The following is a 17,637-nucleotide window of genomic DNA, read 5'->3' as shown; positions in this document are numbered from 1 at the left end:
CGCCAGCGGTTGGTCATACCTTACACCTTACTTAACTGCATTTTTGCCGCTGCTAAGTAGCGATAGAGGTTTCGAACCAAAACCGCTGTTGCACCCCAAATGAAGTGATGTTGCCAGCGTACAGAGAAATACAAGCGACCACTGCCATCCTCGGTCTCAACCTTATGCAGATGAAAATTTCGTGGATCCATTAACACGGAAAGCGGTACTTCAAATACTGACTCCACCTCGTCTGGAGAGGGCTTAAGTTGATAGCCCTCGTGTATCAGCCCCACGATTGGACACATGGCGAACTGGGTAGAGCTTAAGAAAATTGGATGCTGCCCTAAGGGCTCGATAAACGTTGGCGCAATACCCACTTCTTCGAAAGTTTCGCGAATGGCCGCATCTTGAGGAGTGGAGTCGACAGTATCAATACGACCACCCGGAAAACAAACTTGCCCCGCATGGGCAACCAAACGCATGGTGCGCTTCGTAAAGAGCATCGAAAGGCCTGTAGGCCCTTGAAGCAAGCCCATTAATACTGCCGAGGGTACAGATTCAGGTGAACGCTGAAAGCTGTCTACAAAAGACGTCTTGAAGACAGGCTCGACTTGCCACGTAACAGGCGAGTTAAACGCTTCACGAATAAATTCAATTTGGATGGCGTCGTGCCCAAGCGCAGGTAATGCCTCCAGCGCCAACACGGGCTGGCTTTCGGGGTTAAAGCTCTGTGGCGTGATCAAACGCGAAGGAGCAGGCATATTTAGCGACGACATAGTGTGTACGATATAAAAAAGGCACTCGATCAGAGTGCCTTTAATACTACTACGTATTCAACTAAAAAGTTATTTAGCTACGTTTTTACGTACCAACTTCTCTTTAATACGTGCAGATTTACCTGAACGCTCGCGTAAGTAGTAGAGTTTAGCGCGACGAACCGCACCACGACGCTTCACTTCGATCGTAGCGATTTGTGGAGAGTACAACTGGAATGTACGCTCTACCGCTTCGCCTGAAGAAATCTTACGAACGATGAATGAGGAGTTTAGACCACGGTTACGGCGGCCAATTACCACGCCCTCATAAGCTTGAATACGCTTACGAGCACCCTCAACCACGTTAACATTTACTACCACCGTATCCCCAGGCCCAAACTCTGGATGAGGTTGACCGTTGGTCAAACGCTGGATTTCTTCCTGCTCTAAAATATCAATTAAATTCACAACTTGCTCCAATGCATCTTGACTGGGTATTTATTAAGAATGGCCATGTGCCTGCTACAACCCATAATTCGTTATGCAATAACTAACTAAAGGTCAGCATTTACCCATCAGAGGATGAACCGCACATTCTACCACTAATTCTCTCAAAGCCCAGTAAAAACAAATAACTATGAGGCAAAAAAGATGCAGTTAACGCGCAACTCGTATAACCAGTAGCCTGACAACGTACTACAGCCCCCCTAGGGCACCCAACCACATCACAGCAGGTATTGATGCCCCCCAAACCACAATAACAACAATATCAAGAATCTTATCGCGATTTGAAAGTGGCTTTGTATTTGCTTTTTTAGTGGCTATTTTTCTGCCCGCTTGCATAGCAAGTAAAACATCAGAACGACAATGAACTGACGCATGAGGATGACGCTGTTCTCGATAAGTAGTGAAAGACATGAGCAACCCCTTTTCCTGTTTATTTATACAGTACTGTATAAGAAAACAGCTTACGGTGCAATCACACTTAGCACTTCGGTCGAGTTAAAACCACAAAAAAGCCTCTGAGCCATGACTCAGAGGCTTTTCAAGACAACTCAAACCTAAAAAATTACTTATTTGGCTGAGGTGTAATACGTAAATATGGGCGAACTTCTGTATAGCCTTTAGGAAACTTCTGCTTCAACACCTCAGGGTCGACCAAAGAAGGCACAATAATCACGTCATCGCCGTCTTCCCAGTTAACCGGCGTTGCCACACTGTGGCTGTCTGTTAATTGCAAAGAATCAATCACTCGCAAAATTTCATTAAAATTACGTCCAGTGCTAGCGGGATACGTAATAATTAAACGAACTTTTTTTGCTGGATCAATCACAAAAACCGAGCGCACCGTTGCCGTAGTACTGGCATTAGGGTGAATCATATCGTACAGGTTAGAAACCTTACGATCTTCGTCCGCCAAAATGGGGAAATTCACGACGGTACTTTGCGTGTTGTTAATGTCTTCGATCCATTTGTGATGGGAATCGTTATCGTCAACAGAAACGGCAATCACTTTTACACCACGCTTCGCAAACTCATCGCTTAACTTTGCCGTGAAACCTAACTCTGTTGTACATACGGGTGTGAAATCGGCTGGATGTGAAAATAACACACCCCAACTGTCGCCTAAATACTCGTGAAATTTAATGGTTCCCGCAGAAGACGCTTGCTCGAAATCAGGGGCGGTATCGCCTAAACGTAAAGTTGTCATAATTGCTCCGTACGGTGAATACTTAATAAATAAGTCTCTATGTATGACCTAGGCCCACACCAGAGAAGATAGAAATATTTTCCCAGCAGGAGGATGGCAAGGCAAATAGCTTGTTGCTATTTACTTATTGCGCTATCGCCCTCGCTTTATAACGCTCTAGCATTAGCCCAGACTCGATGGAATCCGCATAAGCACTAGCTCGTGCAAGCAAATTGGCCGCATAAAACACAGCCGTTGCCATTTTCTGAGCATCGAAGGCTGCGGATTGCCCACTACCTTTTGTTGCACACACTAACGCTGAGCGAGCTAACTGCCATCCCGCCAAAACTGTACCCGTTAACATCAACAACGGGACGCTTCCATAAAAAACAGCGCGTAGCTGCTGCTTAGCATGGTTTAGCGTAAAAGCGATGGCTCGCTCATAAGCCACTACGGCTTGCTCTAAACGATCAGCAATGAACCCAAGCCCATCAGCATCGTCCAACCCTTCAGCTTGAGCTCGAAGCTCGGCTACGGTGTCACGCATACTCTTTGCCAAGCTATTTGCGACCTTCCCCCCATCTCGAAGTACTTTTCGCCCCACAAAATCATTAGCTTGAATTGCGGTGGTGCCTTCATAAATGGTCAGAATACGGGCATCACGATAATGCTGTGCCGCTCCGGTTTCTTCAATGTACCCCATACCCCCATGTATTTGTACACCTAAAGATGCCACTTCTAGTGACATCTCGGTAGAAAACCCCTTCACAACCGGCACCAAAAATTCGTACAGCGCTTTGGCCTGTGTACGTAACTCTATTTCACTATGATCTCTAGAAATATCATTGGCAACAGCTGCCCAATACGCAACCGCTCTGGCACCTTCTGTTAAGCCTCTCATGGTTCGCAACATGCGATCAACATCAGGGTGCTGAACGATGGCTACAGGGCCATCTGAACCCTCTAACGCTTGACCTTGTAAACGATCATGTGCGTAATGGTCCGCTAGCTGCAAAGCACGCTCTGCCACGGCGATACCCTGAACCCCCACGGCGTAGCGTGCCGCATTCATCATAATGAACATGTAGGACAAGCCCTGATTTTCTTCGCCAATCAAGTAGCCTACGGCGCCCCCCTCACCCACATCACCCTGCCCCGACCCGTAAAGCAATACCGCTGTTGGACTGCCATGTATGCCCAGCTTATGCTCAAGAGAAGCACACCATACATCGTTACGCTGCGTTCGCTCTCCATCGTCATTCACTAAATATTTGGGCACCAAGAACAGAGAAAGCCCTTTAACGCCTTGCGGCGCATTGGGTGTACGCGCCAACACCAAATGAAGAATATTTTCAGCAAGGTCATGATCACCATAGGTGATAAATATTTTTTGTCCTTTTAGGCGGTAACTGCCATTTTCTTGTGGCTCAGCACGACAAGAAACTAAGGCCAAATCCGAACCCGCTTGCGGCTCAGTTAAGTTCATGGTCCCTGTCCACCGCCCTTCGATTAAGGCAGGAATGTATTTTTTCTGCTGCTCTGGCGTTCCGACGATGGTCAAGGCCTCAATAACGCCATCGGTGAGAAGGGGGCACAGTGAAAACGCCAAACTAGCGGCATTCATGTTCTCGCCCACCACGGCACCAAGCACCTTTGGAAGTCCCTGCCCTCCGTAAGCAGGGTCATGCAGCAACCCCTGCCACCCCGCCTGAACATAGGCGGAAAAAGCGTCTTTATATCCTTCGGTGGTCGTAACAACACCATCGTGCCATTGGGCTCCTTGACGATCAGCTTGTGCATTTAATGGCGCGATAACTTCTTGCACAAACCGCGCATTCTCATCAAGCACTGCCTCCACAAGGTCCCGTGAGAGCTCTTCATTGGTGGGTAACTGTAATACCGAATCCAAATCGGCTAAATTACGCAATACGAAATTGATATCTTCACGCGGAACGCGATACGTCATACAGCCTCCAAACAATGAAAAGGGGCGTTATCAAATCGTCACGCAAGCGGCTTCATACTGACGCATGCGCCCCAAAAAAAAACCTGTGATCGCTACGCTACACAGGTTTTTTTATTTACAAAGCGTTAGTTAGCTCTGGCAGTACATCAAACAAGTCGGCAACCAGACCGTAATCTGCCACACCAAAAATGGGGGCTTCAGGGTCTTTATTCACCGCTACGATTACTTTAGAGTCTTTCATCCCTGCTAAGTGCTGGATGGCACCGGAAACCCCAAAAGCAAGATACAACTGCGGAGCAACAATCTTTCCAGTTTGCCCCACTTGCCAATCGTTAGGCGCGTAACCTGCATCCACAGCCGCTCTCGATGCTCCGAGCGCAGCCCCTAACTTATCGGCCAAAGGCTCAAGCAGCTTGAAGTTCTCTGCATTTCCTAAACCTCGCCCACCCGTGACAACCACTGTAGCAGCGTTTAATTCAGGACGATCACTTTGTGCATGTTCGCGATTCACAAACTGCGATGCCGTGTGCGCACCAACCGCATTGATCGTCTCGATGGAAGCATTGCCCTCGCCGGTAGCCTGAGGATCAAAGGCTGTGGTACGTACCGTAATGACCTTCTGCTGATCCGCCGATTGAACCGTAGCAATAGCGTTACCCGCGTAAATGGGGCGTTTGAATGTATCGGCAGACTCGACACTAATGATGTCTGATATCTGTGCCACATCCAACTTGGCCGCCACTCGGGGGGCTACATTTTTGCCGGCCGTCGTTGAAGGGAAAAGAATATGACTGTATTGATCCGCAATTTCAAGAATTTGAGCGCAAACGTTCTCTGCCAAAGCATTGGCCAGACTTTCACCCTCTGCATGCAAGACTTTAGTTACACCAACAATTGCACTCGCGGCTTCAGCAACCGACTGTGCATTCAAACCGGCCACTAATACATGGATGTCATCGCCCAACTTTGTTGCCGCTGCCACCGTGTTTAACGTCGCCGCATTCAGTTGCTGATTATCGTGCTCAGCAATAACTAATATAGACATCCTAGATCACCTTTGCTTCGTTTTTTAGTTTCTCTACTAGCGTTGCCACATCAGGCAAAATAACACCTGCTGAACGCACGGGAGGTTCTTCAACTTTCACTGTTTTCAGTCGGGGCGTTACGTCCACACCCATATCTTCGGGCTTCAACACGTCTAACGTTTTCTTTTTGGCTCGCATGATATTAGGTAAGGTGACATAACGCGGTTCGTTCAACCGTAAGTCAGCCGTAATAACAGCGGGCAAGTTAAGCGTAATGGTTTCTAAACCACCATCAACTTCGCGGGTAACCGTAACGCTATCGCCTTCGACGTCGATTTTGCTCGCAAAAGTCGCCTGTGGCCAATCTAATAGCGCCGCTAACATTTGCCCCGTTTGGTTAGCGTCATCATCAATCGCTTGCTTACCTAGAATAACCAGCTTAGGTTGCTCTTTTTCCACTACGGCTTTTAACAGTTTAGCCACAGCAAGGGGCTGCAACTCGGCGTCGGTTTCAACAAGTACCGAGCGGTCCGCCCCGATGGCCATGGCTGTACGCAGCGTTTCTTGAGAGCTAGTCGCCCCGCAAGAAACCGCAACCACTTCGGTGGCAACATTTTTCTCTTTAAGACGTATAGCCTCTTCAACTGCAATTTCGTCAAACGGGTTCATCGACATTTTGACGTTAGCGATATCAACATCGCTTTGATCAGACTTCACACGCACTTTAACGTTGAAATCCACTACACGTTTAACGGGTACCAAGACTTTCATCCGGTTATCTCCAAAACACTTTTAAAAAACAATTCCATTCACTTGGCTCTCAATACCAGTAAAAGCCATAACACGTTAGCTCGCTCATCAAAACGCTTAACTTACATCTGCCTAATCGTTTCTACCAACAAGCCTTGAACACACCCTTCCTGAATTCGGGGATACTAGCATAAGCACTACGTGTAAACCGATAAAGCACGGACATGAGCCTCGACACTTCGCGCCAATGAGGGGCAATCGTAGCCTCCTTCCAGCATGCTTAGCACACGGCCGTGGGTACTATGAGCACAACTGCGCATGACTTGCTCAGTGATCCATTGAAAGTCGGCTTCATGAAAGGCTAACTGGGCCATATCGTCGGCATCATGCGCATCAAAACCCGCAGAGAAAAACAGCAGTTCAGGAGCAAAGCTATGCAAACGCGGCAGCCAGTGCTCGTGAACCACTTGGCGCATTTTCTCAGCACCACTACCTACCCTCATTGGTATATTTACCATGTTTTGCGCTGGAGGCTCGTGAGTACCCCCCGGATAAAAGGGGTGTTGATACAAGCCACACATCAAGACGTTTGCATGACCCGCAAAAATATCTTCACTTCCATTCCCATGGTGCACATCAAAATCCACTAAGGCAACACGTTTCACCTGATACTGTGCGATGGCATAAGCCATAGCCACGGCAATATTATTAAAGAAGCAAAAACCCATCGCTTGATTCGGTGTCGCGTGATGACCGGGTGGACGCACTGCACAAAAAACAGAGCGCGCACGCCCCTGCATAATCGCATCCACGCCCACCAACCCCGCCCCCGCAGCAAAGCGCGCTGCCTTTAAACTATGTTCATTTAAAATCGTATCGGCGTCAATTGCGTAATAGCCATTGGCAGGAGCTTTCTCACCTAAGTATGATAGGTGCTCGGCGCTATGCACCCGCAATAAATCCACATCGGTTGCAGCCCGCGCCTGCTCCACATTATGTTGTGTCCATAAGCCACTTTCAGAAAGCTGGGTTTGAATCGCCTCAAGTCGCGCGGGCGACTCTGGGTGATCTAAGCCCATTTCATGTAAGTGGAACGACGGATGAGTAATTAATAGTGTCTCCATAAGGATGAATTATGTTCAAACCAGCACGTATTTTGCAAGTCGGGCTGATCGCTTTCTTCATAGTAGGGTGTGCAGTACCCCCAGCGCCGGTCGCATCAAACGTACAAAACTCATCCTCACAAGCCAATACCAATACCGCATTGACGCCGCAACAACAAACCGATTTCCCAAGCCTTCAAGCCGGAACGTCAGTTTCCACACGCACTCAATATCATTTGCCCAACGGTAACCTAAGCCCATGGTTACAAGAGTGGGCTGCAGAGGTAGCAACGCAACGTGCCATTCCGATCGAAACGGTAGAGAGTCTACTTAAAGACGTACGCTATAACGCCGATGTAGCACGGCTTATGGCCCCTAGCAAAGGAAGAGTAAAACGCAGTTGGGTAACTTATAAAAAGCGTTTTGTGGACCCTATTCGCCTTCGTTCAGGCACCGAGTTCTGGCAACAACACTACGGGCTACTGCAGGAGACCGAGAATAAATACGGTGTTCCAGCGTCAATTATTGTGGCTATTATCGGTGTAGAAACCGTGTATGGACGCCATACAGGTGACTATAGTGTGTTAAACGCCCTTGCAACGTTGGGCTTCTCGTACCCTGATGATTCCCGCCCCGAGCGTGGCGAACTCTTTAGAAACCAGCTTGCAGACCTTATTGATTTGCACCACAGAGAAAAACTGAACGCGCGTCATGCTTACGGTTCATACGCTGGAGCAATGGGCCTACCTCAATTTATGCCTGGTAGCCTGATGCGATACGCGGTCGACGGCGACAATAATGGAAAAATTGATCTGTTTAACTCAATGCCTGATATCGTGGAGTCCGTAGCAAACTTCTTGATTGTGCACGGTTGGCAGCCCCAACTGCCCATTTTCCCTGACGCTACCCTACCAACTAATCCTGACAAGTTCGTCAATGGCGGACTGAAGCCTACGTTGAGTTTTACTGAGCTTCAAGAGGCTGGTGCTAAAGCACTGGCAGAGACCCCGCAGCCATGGCAAACTCGGCCTCTGGGTGTCATCAACTTGGTCGATGAACCCCGATCCATTGTCGAGTACCGCATTGCTTCAGAAAACTTTTTTGCTATCACACACTACAATCGAAGCTACTTTTATGCCGCGTCCGTTGCTGAGCTTGCCAAAGCGCTAAGTCAAAACATGGGAGTGGATGCCCCTTAATCACACCGAGCATCACCAACGAAAAGAGCACTTGATCAACTCAAGTGCTCTGGCGAGGCCAAACCGACAAAACGCTACTTAAAAGCGGTGTGATCGCTAATTAAAAATACCCGTCGATAAATAACGGTCGCCACGATCGCAAGCAATAAAGACAATCGTGGCGTTCTCTGTCGTTGCAGCAACTCGCAAGGCCGCGACCAAGGCCCCACCTGACGAAATGCCAGCAAAAATACCTTCTTTAGCCGCTAAATCTCGGGCGGCGTCTTCGGCTTCAGCTTGACCTATTAATTCGAACTGATCAACCTCAACCGGACGGTAGATAGCCGGCTGATACGCCTCTGGCCATTTTCTAATACCAGGTATCTGCGCGCCTTCAGCGGGCTGCGCCCCTACGATGACCACATCGGGTTTTTGGCGACGCAGATAGGAACCCACGCCCATAATGGTTCCGGTGGTACCCATAGCGCTCACAAAGTGAGTGACACGTCCATTGGTTTGCGTCCAAATTTCAGGACCCGTACTTTGAATGTGGGCTTGCGGATTATGATCATTAGCAAACTGATCTAGCACAATACCCTCGCCATCGGCTTGCATCGTTAGCGCCAGATCACGCGCATACTCCATGCCCCCTGCCGAGGCTGGCGTGAGGATTAACTTAGCCCCATACGCCGTCATAGAGGCTCGTCGTTCGACCGAGAGGTTATCAGGCATGATTAATACCATCTTGTAACCTCGAACAGCCGCAATCATAGCCAGAGCGATCCCTGTGTTACCGCTCGTGGCTTCGATAAGCGTATCGCCAGGCTTAATTTTACCTTGTGCCTCAGCATGGCGAATCATAGAACTGGCAGCACGGTCTTTAACAGAACCCGCGGGATTATTTCCTTCAAGCTTAGCCAGAATAACATTACCGCGCTCGTCGGTAAGGGCTGGGGCTACTCGCTGTAAACGCACTAAAGGAGTTGAACCAATAGTGTCTTCAATAGTTGGATATGCAGTCATAGCGGAAATCAAAAACTGGGAACAATCAATACTACCGATTAAACACTAACACTACCACTACCCGCTAGATAAAAGCCACATAAAAATACGTCGCTGTAGACAGTGAAAAAGAGGGACATAAGCAGATCCAAAAACTAAAGTTTCACAGGCAGTAGTCGTTAAGGCTCTAAACACGATAATCATACTTCTTCGCTTAAAGGCCTCTCCATGAAACTATTCACCAATATGCGCATTGGCCGCAGGTTAACGCTTGGCTTCGGCACCGCCGTAACATTCGTCGTATTGGTCTCGGCTCTAGGAGCCTGGAACTTCAACACGCTGGCCAAAGAACTCCAAGACATGATGGTTAGCCCGCTTGTCAAAGAACGGCTCGTTAACGACTGGTACCGCATCACCACCAACGAAGTCACTCGCGCCACAGCCATTGCTCAAAGCACCGATTCATCATTGATTCAAGCTTTTGCTGCCCAAACGCAGATGGCCACTGAGCAATCTACAGCATTGCAAAATCAAATCGAGGGCATGCTCGTTGCTGATTACGAGTTCGAGATCTTCGAGCGCCTATTAGATCGACGTCAGCATTATCTGCAGGTACGCGATCACATGAACGACCTTGAGCTCGCCGGAAACGAACGTGACGCTCAACGCGTCTTTAATAGCGACTTCACACCAGCCGCACATCAATATCAATCTACGCTTAACGAGTTACTCGTCTCACAACAAACGTATATGGATCGCGTTTCTGCCACCCTTATACAAACCAGTAAGCAGAGCCAAATCATCTTGTTAGGCTCTTCACTTCTGATTGTCATTCTCTGTGCCTTCTTCGCATGGCGTTTAACTCGTGGCATCACCGTACCTCTCTCAACCGCTGTTAGTGCAGCACAACGCATCGCCAAAGGAGACCTTAGCGGGCATATTGTTGCAAACTCTAAAGACGAAACCGGTGAGTTACTGTCTGCTTTAGCCGATATGAATCACAACCTAAACCGTTTGGTTGGGAATGTTCGTAACGGCGCCGAGAGCATTGCTACGGCTTCCAGCCAAATTGCAGCCGGAAATACCGACCTTTCTTCGCGCACTGAAGAGCAAGCCGCCTCGCTTACAGAAACCGCGTCGGCCATGGAAGAGCTCACCAACACAGTCAGACAAACCGCCGACAACGCCCGTCAAGCCAACCAGTTAGCCCTCAACTCATCCAGCATCGCTAACCAAGGGGGAGAGGCCACCGAACAAGTCACACACACCATGTCGTCAATCAGCGACTCTGCTGCCAAGATCGTTAATATTATTAGCGTCATTGACGGTATTGCTTTCCAAACTAACATTCTGGCTCTTAACGCCGCCGTGGAAGCCGCTCGTGCGGGGGAACAAGGTAAAGGTTTTGCTGTGGTTGCCAGTGAGGTCCGATCCTTGGCTCAACGCAGTGCCACCGCTGCACGCGAAATTAAAGACCTAATTGATGACGCAGTCAGTAAAATTCAAGACGGTGCCAAGCTTGTCGAAGAGACCAGCGGCACCATTAACGAGGTTGTCACCAGTGTGCAGCAAGTGTCTAACTTAGTGAACGAGATTTCAATTGCTAGCGACGAACAAAGCGTTGGCATTGAACAAGTTAACAGAGCCGTGCTACAGATGGACGAAGTCACCCGTCAAAATGCGGCTTTAGTTGAAGAGGCTGCGGCGGCTACGGCTAGCCTTGAGGATCAAACGCAACGCCTAACGCAATCAGTGCAGGCCCTCAGAATTAAAGACGAATCATCCCCTGCCCCAGTGCTACTTACGTCATAAGTCTAACTTGTATACTTGATAAGGCTACCGTCGGTTAAGACGGTAGCCTTTCTTATTTTTACTGCTAGCTCACCGAGATCGCTACTGCCATGGGTGTGCCTACTTCATGCCCTTTTGGATAGGGCTAGGCGGCTCGTCAACTTTTAAACCCGCCTCGAGCAATTTAGCCAGTTTTTTTGGTCCCAAGCCTTTGACTCGCTCACTAAAATCTTGAGCGTCTTCAAACGGCCCGCCACGCTCTCGTTCTTCAATAATCAAGCTTGCTGTTTTCGGCCCTATTCCTTTGAGCGTTTGTAACTCGATCGCGGTAGCTGAGTTTAGCTCTACTGCCACGGCATGCGTTACGAACAACACCCCACAAACTACTACTGCTACGCGCAACGGTGTAGCAACAACCGAACGAATAAAAGGATTCATAATCCTAAGCTCCCAATCCATAACAATAATCGAAAGCCTATGATCCCTTTTTAAACAAAAAAAGGGCGCTCTTCGCGCCCCTCTTATCCATCCGTAAAACTCGCCAAAACCCTAAATCTGTTTAGCGAGCTCGGCTTCGACGTACTGCTTCACACCCTCAGCCACGGTACTAAAATCCGCTTGATAACCAGCAGAACGCAATTGCGTTAAATCCGCTTGCGTATGACTTTGATAGCGACCCTTTAGATCATTGGGGAAATCCACGTAACGAATAAGCCCCTGCGCTACCAACTGCTCTAAACTTAAGACCTCTAGCCCTTCGTGCGCGCGCATGGTGTTGACCACCGTCATAGCAACATCGTTAAAGGGTTGGGCTCTACCCGTGCCGCAGTTATACACACCCGACGACGAGGCGTGATCAAGAAAATGTAAATTTACATTCACCACATCCTCAACGAAAACAAAGTCGCGCTGCTGACCACCGTTCTCGTAACCGTCCCATCCTGCAAATAAACGCACAAAACCTTCAGCTCTGTACTGCTTCATATTATGCAAGGCAACTGAAGACATACGCCCTTTATGTTGCTCGCGTGGACCATACACATTGAAATAGCGCAAGCCCACCACCGGAGCTGTAAGACCTTGAAGACGACGTCGCAACACTTGATCAAACAGAAGTTTTGAGTAGCCGTAGACATTTAAGGGGGCCTCATAACGAGGGTCTTCAACGTACTCTGGGCCTGCTCCGTAAACAGCAGCAGAAGAGGCATACATAAATGGTATTTTCTGCTTTTGACTGTATTCGAATAGCTCTAGCGTAACGCGATAGTTATTATCCATCACGTACTGCCCGTTGCGTTCCGTCGTATCCGAGCACGCCCCTTGATGAAAAATAGCCTCGATGTCCGTGAATGCATTAGCGGCAATGCGCTTACGGAAGTCGTCTTTATCCATATAGTCAGAAATGGAAAGGTCGACAAGGTTTACAAACTTATCGCCATCCAAAAGGTCATCAACCACCAAAATATCGGTATACCCCCGACGGTTTAGCCCAGCGACCAAATTACTGCCTATAAATCCTGCACCACCCGTAACGACGATCATACGAGTTCTCCTACCGTAACAATTGAAGTACCTAATTTACCCACCACAATACCACCTGCAATATTGGCCCATCGCATCGCATCCGCCCAGTCTAATCCTGCTGCCTTGGCTACTGCCAACGTAGCTAGTACCGTATCGCCTGCTCCAGACACATCAAAAACCTCTTGGGCTTGTGCATCAGCATGGTGCGAACCTGCGGACGTAAAAATTGTCATGCCCTGCTCTGAACGTGTTATCAGAATCGCCTCTAGACCTAGCTTGGATCGCAACGCTTGCGCCCGCTGAGTCAAATCGTTTTCATCGACCCAAGAACCAACCGCTTGCTGCATTTCAGTGCGATTGGGCGTGATAATTGTTGCATTGTGATAGCGCTGATACTGATCCCCTTTAGGGTCAACCATCACGGGCACATTAAACTCGTTAGCTAATGCAATCAGTTGTTCGATGTGATCCAATGTGCCCTTAGCGTAATCAGAGAGCACCATCAAATCATGTCCCTCAATGAGTTGACGAGCGTAATCAAGCATCGTCACTAAGGTCTGCTCTGCTGGCCGCTCTTCAAAATCAACGCGCAATAGTTGCTGTTGACGACCCAGTACTCGCAGCTTTAAGGTCGTTGGCATATGAGGATCCCGAACAATATTGGCATGGATACCTGCACCGTGTGCCAATTGCTCTACATCAATGGCCGTATCGTCTTGTCCAGCAATACCCAGAAGCGTGGCATGGGCGCCCAGCGCCACGACATTTCGTGCGACGTTAGCAGCACCACCTAAACGGTCCTCTCGCCTCGCCACTTTCACAACAGGAACCGGAGCCTCTGGAGAGATACGCTCTACATCTCCAAACCAATATCGATCAAGCATGACATCGCCAATAACCAATACTTTTACATGCTTCACTTCACTCGAAGGAAAAGGAGTCATTGCATTTCCTCTAAACGTTTAGGCGCGTATGTCTCCCACGAGTTACACCCAGGACATTGCCAATAATAATGTTGCGCCTCAAAACCGCACTCTCGGCATGAGTAGCGATCTAAGCGTTGAGTATGTTTATGAACCAGACGGCGTAATAAGCCCAAATCGGCCCCCGCTACAACATCAGCCGCCGCCGAAGCAGGCAACGCCTCGATAGGCGCTCCGGTAAGGGGCACGGCAGAACGGTTGTCAGCAAAGGTAAGCTCTACCTCTAACATGCGGTCTAAACTTAGCAGTAAGGGCTGAGCTCGCAACGCCGCACGCGCAAAAGCCCAAGCACGCACATGGCCCTGCTGCTCGCGAAGCTCTCTAAACACGACGTTAAACACATCAATAGAGGGAAGCTCTTCGTAACGAGCTTTTAATAAGCTTAACCCCTGCGCTGCTTGATCCAAGTGTTTATAGCAAACCATCAGCTCAGCCGCGATAAGACCCGTATATTCGGGCGCAATACGCAACACTGAAGTCAGATGATCTCGTTGCGCCGAATAGTTTTCATTCAACTGCGCTAGCTTCGCCTTTAACATTGCAATTCTTGCCCGCGATGCCGCACTACCATTTTTTTCGCCCAAGGCGTCGTCTGCACGATCGGCCTCAGCTAACGCGGCTTGCGCTCGTTCAAGATTGGGTTCGCGTTGTTCTAATGCACTTTGAGCCTGCTCACATTGATAGTGAACCAATTGCGGAACGGGTTCATCGATCAGCTCTCGCAACCGCCTAACCGCTTCAATGGCTTGTGGCCAGTCGTGCTCAGATTCGTAAATGCGTATTAAGGAACGCACTGCTTCAATGGAGAAGCGGCTTTCAACAACGGCCTCAAAAGCCTCTTCAGCCCTATCTAACAACCCCGCCTTGAGAAAATCCTGTGCGAGCTCGTATTGTGCTGATTCGCGATCTTTAGCAGGCAGATCGGCTCTGGCTAATAAGCTTTGGTGAACGCGTATGGCTCGCTCTATCTCACCACGACGCCTAAACAAACTCCCTAATGCAAAATGCAATTCAGTAGTTTCAGGATCAAGCTTAGCAACCTCAATAAACGCGTCGATGGCCCGATCGGGCTGCTCGTTAAGTAAAAAATTTAACCCTTTAAAATAAGAATCGGGCAAATTTCTTGATTCAGATAAGACTTGCTTAAAATCGAATCGAGCAGCTAACCAGCCTAAGCCAAATAATACGGGAAGAACGATTAACCACCATGGTTCAAAATCCACGCTTCTTACTCCGTAAAACTTAAAGCGGTGCCAAAGGGGCAACCGTCTCTGGAGCTACGGCATCTGTCGTAGCGGGCGTTCGCGCCGACTCTTCAAGTCGTGCGACCTCTCGTTTCAACTTCGCCACCTCGCGACGCTTTCGCATCACCACACCCACCATCAACAACAAACCAAATATCAAACCAAGTAGCACTGCACTGAGCATGACCACGACGAGCGGCACATTTGTCAGACCGTAATCCGCAAAGAAATTAACGTTAACCGGCTCTGTGTTCTTTAAGGCAAATAACAACACCAGCACAAAAACCAGTAATCGCAACACCCATACGAGATAGCGCATATTTAACTCCAACAAATTGTAGATTCGTCTAATTGTAATTTGAATCGATGCTTAGGCACACACAGAATAACGCGAGCTATAAAAAAGAACCCTGACGTTAAAAACGACAGGGTTCATCAGCATTTTGCGAAGGTGATAGGCGTTTTCGTTATGAATGCATTAACGATAAGCCTTTTTAGCTATTACTAAGCTCTCGATCGGCACTTTGCTCTTCAAGGTACGCCGCATCAACACGTTCACGTAACTCTTTTCCCGCCTTAAAGTGAGGAACCTGTTTTGCAGGAACCATTACTTTTTCGCCGGAACGAGGATTACGACCAATACGTGGTGAACGCGTCGACAATGAAAAACTACCGAAGCCACGAATTTCAATCCTTTGGCCAGAAGCTAAAGAATGAGTCATGGCGTCAAGCATAGTTTTCACCGCCAAATCCATGTCGCGCAAGGCCAGCTGCGGATAACGGCTGGCCAATAGCGCAATAAGTTCTGACTTGGTCACGCTAATTAACCGTCGTCACGCTGTTGCTGGTCAAGCTTAGCACGTAACAAGGCACCCAGATTTGTTGTACCTGAAGAAGCACTTGCCTCTGAGATACGCTGAATGGATGTCGCTGTTTCGGCGTTTTCACGAGCTTTTACAGAAAGTTGAATTGAGCGTGTTTTACGATCAACGTTAATGATCATTGTTTCAAGCTCATCACCTTCGTTTAGCACGGTCGTCGCATCTTCTACACGTCCTGTAGAGATTTCGGAAGCGCGTAGGTAACCTTCAACATCGTGAGATAAGGTAATAACAGCGCCTTTAGCTTCGACAGACTTAACTGTGCCAGCAACCAACGCACCTTTATCGTGAGTCGCTACGAAGTTGTTAAAAGGATCACCCTCTAACTGCTTGATACCCAAAGAGATGCGCTCTTTGTCGGTGTCGATACCCAACACCACGGCGTCAACTTCGTCACCTTTCTTAAAGTTACGAACGGCTTCTTCACCTGTGTCTGTCCAGGACAGATCTGACAAGTGGACCAATCCGTCGATACCGCCATCAAGACCAACGAACACGCCGAAGTCTGTAATGGATTTAATGGCACCGCGTACTTTGTCACCGCGTTTGAAGTTGATAGCAAACTCTTCCCATGGGTTCGCACGGCATTGTTTCATACCAAGCGAGATACGACGACGATCTTCGTCGATATCAAGAACCATAACTTCAACTTCATCGCCCAACGTAACAACTTTACGTGGATCAACGTTTTTGTTGGTCCAATCCATTTCGGATACGTGAACCAAACCTTCGATACCATCTTCAACTTCAACAAACGCACCGTAATCGGTGAGGTTGGTGACTTTACCAAACAAACGCGTTGTTTGTGGGTAGCGACGAGCTAAACCGATCCATGGGTCTTCGCCCAACTGTTTCACACCTAGTGATACACGGCTACGCTCTTGGTCAAACTTAAGAACTTTAGCTTCGATCTCTTCACCCACTTGCAAGACTTCTGAAGGGTGACGTACACGACGCCATGCCATATCGGTAATGTGCAATAGACCATCGATACCGCCCAAATCAACGAACGCACCGTAATCAGTAATGTTTTTCACAATACCTTTGATCACAATACCTTCGGTGAGAGTCTCAAGCAGTTTCTGACGCTCTTCACCCATGCTTGCTTCAAGCACAGCACGACGCGACAACACAACGTTATTACGCTTACGATCAAGCTTAATAACTTTGAATTCGAAAGTTTTACCTTCGTACGGTGTGGTGTCTTTAACAGGACGCAAATCAACTAAAGAGCCCGGCAAGAACGCACGGATTCCGTTAGTCATAACGGTCATACCGCCTTTAACTTTGCCAGTCACTGTACCGTTAACCAGCTCGCCTGACTCGAGCGCTTGCTCAAGAGCCAGCCATGCGGACAGACGCTTAGCACGATCGCGGGAAAGAATCGTATCGCCGTAACCGTTTTCGAAAGAATCGATCGCTACGGAAACGAAATCACCGGCTTCAACTTCGAGTTCGCCTTGATCATTCAAGAACTCTTCAAGAGGAATGAGGGACTCGGACTTTAGGCCAGCATTAACCAACACATAGTTGTGGTCAATGCGTAGAACCTCAGCAGAAATAACTTCGCCAGCTTTCAGATCTTGATTCTTGACGCTTTCTGCAAACAAATCGGCAAAGCTTTCGCCGCCTAAAATATCGGTAGTAGGGATGGAGGACATTAAATATAAAATCCATCAGCCATTGCTGGCTACTGTACACACCAAAATGAACCTTGGTGGAGTTAAAAGAACCTTAGTGGCTTAGCCATTTGCTATTACATG

General features: G+C 48.4%; 18 protein-coding genes. 2 read left to right on the top strand and 16 right to left on the bottom strand.

Features of this window, described 5'->3' with window-relative positions; genetic code table 11:
- Positions 1 to 20: 20 nt before the first annotated feature.
- From AC2UZI_RS06290 to AC2UZI_RS06255, 8 genes are all read right to left on the bottom strand, one after another.
- A complete protein-coding gene (locus AC2UZI_RS06290) occupies positions 21 to 758 on the bottom strand; it encodes an NUDIX hydrolase (RefSeq protein ID WP_486942957.1) in 738 nt (245 codons plus the stop codon).
- A 69-nt stretch (positions 759 to 827) separates the two neighbouring features.
- Positions 828 to 1,205, bottom strand: coding sequence for a 50S ribosomal protein L19 (rplS, locus tag AC2UZI_RS06285; protein WP_486942956.1), 378 nt, complete (start codon positions 1,203 to 1,205; stop codon positions 828 to 830).
- Positions 1,206 to 1,433: 228 nt separating this feature from the next.
- Positions 1,434 to 1,655, bottom strand: coding sequence for a hypothetical protein (locus AC2UZI_RS06280; RefSeq protein ID WP_486942955.1), 222 nt, complete (start codon positions 1,653 to 1,655; stop codon positions 1,434 to 1,436).
- 151 nt (positions 1,656 to 1,806) lie between these two features.
- Positions 1,807 to 2,448 (bottom strand): peroxiredoxin, encoded by a 642-nt coding sequence (locus tag AC2UZI_RS06275; protein ID WP_486942954.1) that lies wholly within the window; start codon positions 2,446 to 2,448, stop codon positions 1,807 to 1,809.
- Positions 2,449 to 2,572: 124 nt separating this feature from the next.
- Positions 2,573 to 4,393 (bottom strand): acyl-CoA dehydrogenase family protein, encoded by a 1,821-nt coding sequence (locus AC2UZI_RS06270; RefSeq protein WP_486942953.1) that lies wholly within the window; start codon positions 4,391 to 4,393, stop codon positions 2,573 to 2,575.
- Positions 4,394 to 4,508: 115 nt separating this feature from the next.
- A complete protein-coding gene (locus tag AC2UZI_RS06265) occupies positions 4,509 to 5,438 on the bottom strand; it encodes an electron transfer flavoprotein subunit alpha/FixB family protein (protein ID WP_486942952.1) in 930 nt (309 codons plus the stop codon).
- 1 nt (position 5,439) lies between these two features.
- Positions 5,440 to 6,189, bottom strand: coding sequence for an electron transfer flavoprotein subunit beta/FixA family protein (locus AC2UZI_RS06260; protein ID WP_486942951.1), 750 nt, complete (start codon positions 6,187 to 6,189; stop codon positions 5,440 to 5,442).
- A gap of 176 nt (positions 6,190 to 6,365) precedes the next feature.
- Entirely contained in the window at positions 6,366 to 7,292 is a 927-nt protein-coding gene (locus AC2UZI_RS06255; protein ID WP_486942950.1) for a histone deacetylase family protein, read from the bottom strand.
- An 11-nt stretch (positions 7,293 to 7,303) separates the two neighbouring features.
- On the opposite strand from AC2UZI_RS06255, the gene mltB reads away from it, so the two are divergent.
- Complete coding sequence (gene mltB / locus AC2UZI_RS06250; protein WP_486942949.1) at positions 7,304 to 8,470, top strand: lytic murein transglycosylase B; 1,167 nt, start codon at positions 7,304 to 7,306, stop codon at positions 8,468 to 8,470.
- A 96-nt stretch (positions 8,471 to 8,566) separates the two neighbouring features.
- Here mltB and cysM read toward each other — a convergent pair whose 3' ends face one another.
- Entirely contained in the window at positions 8,567 to 9,472 is a 906-nt protein-coding gene (gene cysM, locus AC2UZI_RS06245; RefSeq protein ID WP_486942948.1) for a cysteine synthase CysM, read from the bottom strand.
- 207 nt (positions 9,473 to 9,679) lie between these two features.
- Here cysM and AC2UZI_RS06240 point away from each other — a divergent pair, with 207 nt between their 5' ends.
- Complete coding sequence (locus AC2UZI_RS06240; protein WP_486942947.1) at positions 9,680 to 11,263, top strand: methyl-accepting chemotaxis protein; 1,584 nt, start codon at positions 9,680 to 9,682, stop codon at positions 11,261 to 11,263.
- A 99-nt stretch (positions 11,264 to 11,362) separates the two neighbouring features.
- Here AC2UZI_RS06240 and AC2UZI_RS06235 read toward each other — a convergent pair whose 3' ends face one another.
- The 7 genes from AC2UZI_RS06235 to rpsA form a co-directional block, all read right to left on the bottom strand.
- On the bottom strand, positions 11,363 to 11,680 hold the full coding sequence (locus AC2UZI_RS06235; protein ID WP_486942946.1) for a ComEA family DNA-binding protein: 318 nt from the start codon (positions 11,678 to 11,680) through the stop codon (positions 11,363 to 11,365).
- A gap of 111 nt (positions 11,681 to 11,791) precedes the next feature.
- On the bottom strand, positions 11,792 to 12,784 hold the full coding sequence (gene rfaD / locus AC2UZI_RS06230) for an ADP-glyceromanno-heptose 6-epimerase (RefSeq protein WP_486942945.1): 993 nt from the start codon (positions 12,782 to 12,784) through the stop codon (positions 11,792 to 11,794).
- Positions 12,781 to 13,710, bottom strand: coding sequence for a D-glycero-beta-D-manno-heptose-7-phosphate kinase (gene rfaE1, locus AC2UZI_RS06225; RefSeq protein WP_486942944.1), 930 nt, complete (start codon positions 13,708 to 13,710; stop codon positions 12,781 to 12,783). The genes rfaD and rfaE1 overlap by 4 nt, the downstream gene beginning before the upstream one ends.
- On the bottom strand, positions 13,707 to 14,972 hold the full coding sequence (lapB, locus tag AC2UZI_RS06220) for a lipopolysaccharide assembly protein LapB (protein WP_486942943.1): 1,266 nt from the start codon (positions 14,970 to 14,972) through the stop codon (positions 13,707 to 13,709). Before lapB ends, rfaE1 begins: the two co-directional genes overlap by 4 nt.
- 19 nt (positions 14,973 to 14,991) lie before the next feature.
- Positions 14,992 to 15,312: a lipopolysaccharide assembly protein LapA domain-containing protein gene (locus AC2UZI_RS06215; protein ID WP_486942942.1), complete on the bottom strand. Its 321-nt coding sequence runs from the start codon at positions 15,310 to 15,312 to the stop codon at positions 14,992 to 14,994.
- A 175-nt stretch (positions 15,313 to 15,487) separates the two neighbouring features.
- Entirely contained in the window at positions 15,488 to 15,811 is a 324-nt protein-coding gene (locus tag AC2UZI_RS06210; protein WP_486942941.1) for an integration host factor subunit beta, read from the bottom strand.
- A 5-nt stretch (positions 15,812 to 15,816) separates the two neighbouring features.
- Positions 15,817 to 17,535 (bottom strand): 30S ribosomal protein S1, encoded by a 1,719-nt coding sequence (gene rpsA / locus AC2UZI_RS06205; protein ID WP_486942940.1) that lies wholly within the window; start codon positions 17,533 to 17,535, stop codon positions 15,817 to 15,819.
- Between the last annotated feature and the right edge of the window lie 102 nt (positions 17,536 to 17,637).

This window comes from Paenalcaligenes sp. DL 463, assembly GCF_057475185.1.
Note: the sequence above shows the minus strand (reverse complement) of the source record. Positions and strands in the feature narration are given on the sequence as shown.

What these genes read in the sequence shown, in the direction of transcription:
- AC2UZI_RS06280 (WP_486942955.1), bottom strand. Translation starts at nt 1,655, where the DNA reads ATGTCTTTCACTACTTATCGAGAACAGCGTCATCCTCATGCGTCAGTT.
- AC2UZI_RS06265 (WP_486942952.1), bottom strand. Translation starts at nt 5,438, where the DNA reads ATGTCTATATTAGTTATTGCTGAGCACGATAATCAGCAACTGAATGCG.
- AC2UZI_RS06275 (WP_486942954.1), bottom strand. Translation starts at nt 2,448, where the DNA reads ATGACAACTTTACGTTTAGGCGATACCGCCCCTGATTTCGAGCAAGCG.
- AC2UZI_RS06240 (WP_486942947.1), top strand. Translation starts at nt 9,680, where the DNA reads ATGAAACTATTCACCAATATGCGCATTGGCCGCAGGTTAACGCTTGGC.
- rfaE1 (WP_486942944.1), bottom strand. Translation starts at nt 13,710, where the DNA reads ATGACTCCTTTTCCTTCGAGTGAAGTGAAGCATGTAAAAGTATTGGTT.
- AC2UZI_RS06260 (WP_486942951.1), bottom strand. Translation starts at nt 6,189, where the DNA reads ATGAAAGTCTTGGTACCCGTTAAACGTGTAGTGGATTTCAACGTTAAA.
- AC2UZI_RS06235 (WP_486942946.1), bottom strand. Translation starts at nt 11,680, where the DNA reads ATGAATCCTTTTATTCGTTCGGTTGTTGCTACACCGTTGCGCGTAGCA.
- mltB (WP_486942949.1), top strand. Translation starts at nt 7,304, where the DNA reads ATGTTCAAACCAGCACGTATTTTGCAAGTCGGGCTGATCGCTTTCTTC.
- cysM (WP_486942948.1), bottom strand. Translation starts at nt 9,472, where the DNA reads ATGACTGCATATCCAACTATTGAAGACACTATTGGTTCAACTCCTTTA.
- AC2UZI_RS06215 (WP_486942942.1), bottom strand. Translation starts at nt 15,312, where the DNA reads ATGCGCTATCTCGTATGGGTGTTGCGATTACTGGTTTTTGTGCTGGTG.
- AC2UZI_RS06290 (WP_486942957.1), bottom strand. Translation starts at nt 758, where the DNA reads ATGTCGTCGCTAAATATGCCTGCTCCTTCGCGTTTGATCACGCCACAG.
- AC2UZI_RS06255 (WP_486942950.1), bottom strand. Translation starts at nt 7,292, where the DNA reads ATGGAGACACTATTAATTACTCATCCGTCGTTCCACTTACATGAAATG.
- rfaD (WP_486942945.1), bottom strand. Translation starts at nt 12,784, where the DNA reads ATGATCGTCGTTACGGGTGGTGCAGGATTTATAGGCAGTAATTTGGTC.
- rpsA (WP_486942940.1), bottom strand. Translation starts at nt 17,535, where the DNA reads ATGTCCTCCATCCCTACTACCGATATTTTAGGCGGCGAAAGCTTTGCC.
- AC2UZI_RS06270 (WP_486942953.1), bottom strand. Translation starts at nt 4,393, where the DNA reads ATGACGTATCGCGTTCCGCGTGAAGATATCAATTTCGTATTGCGTAAT.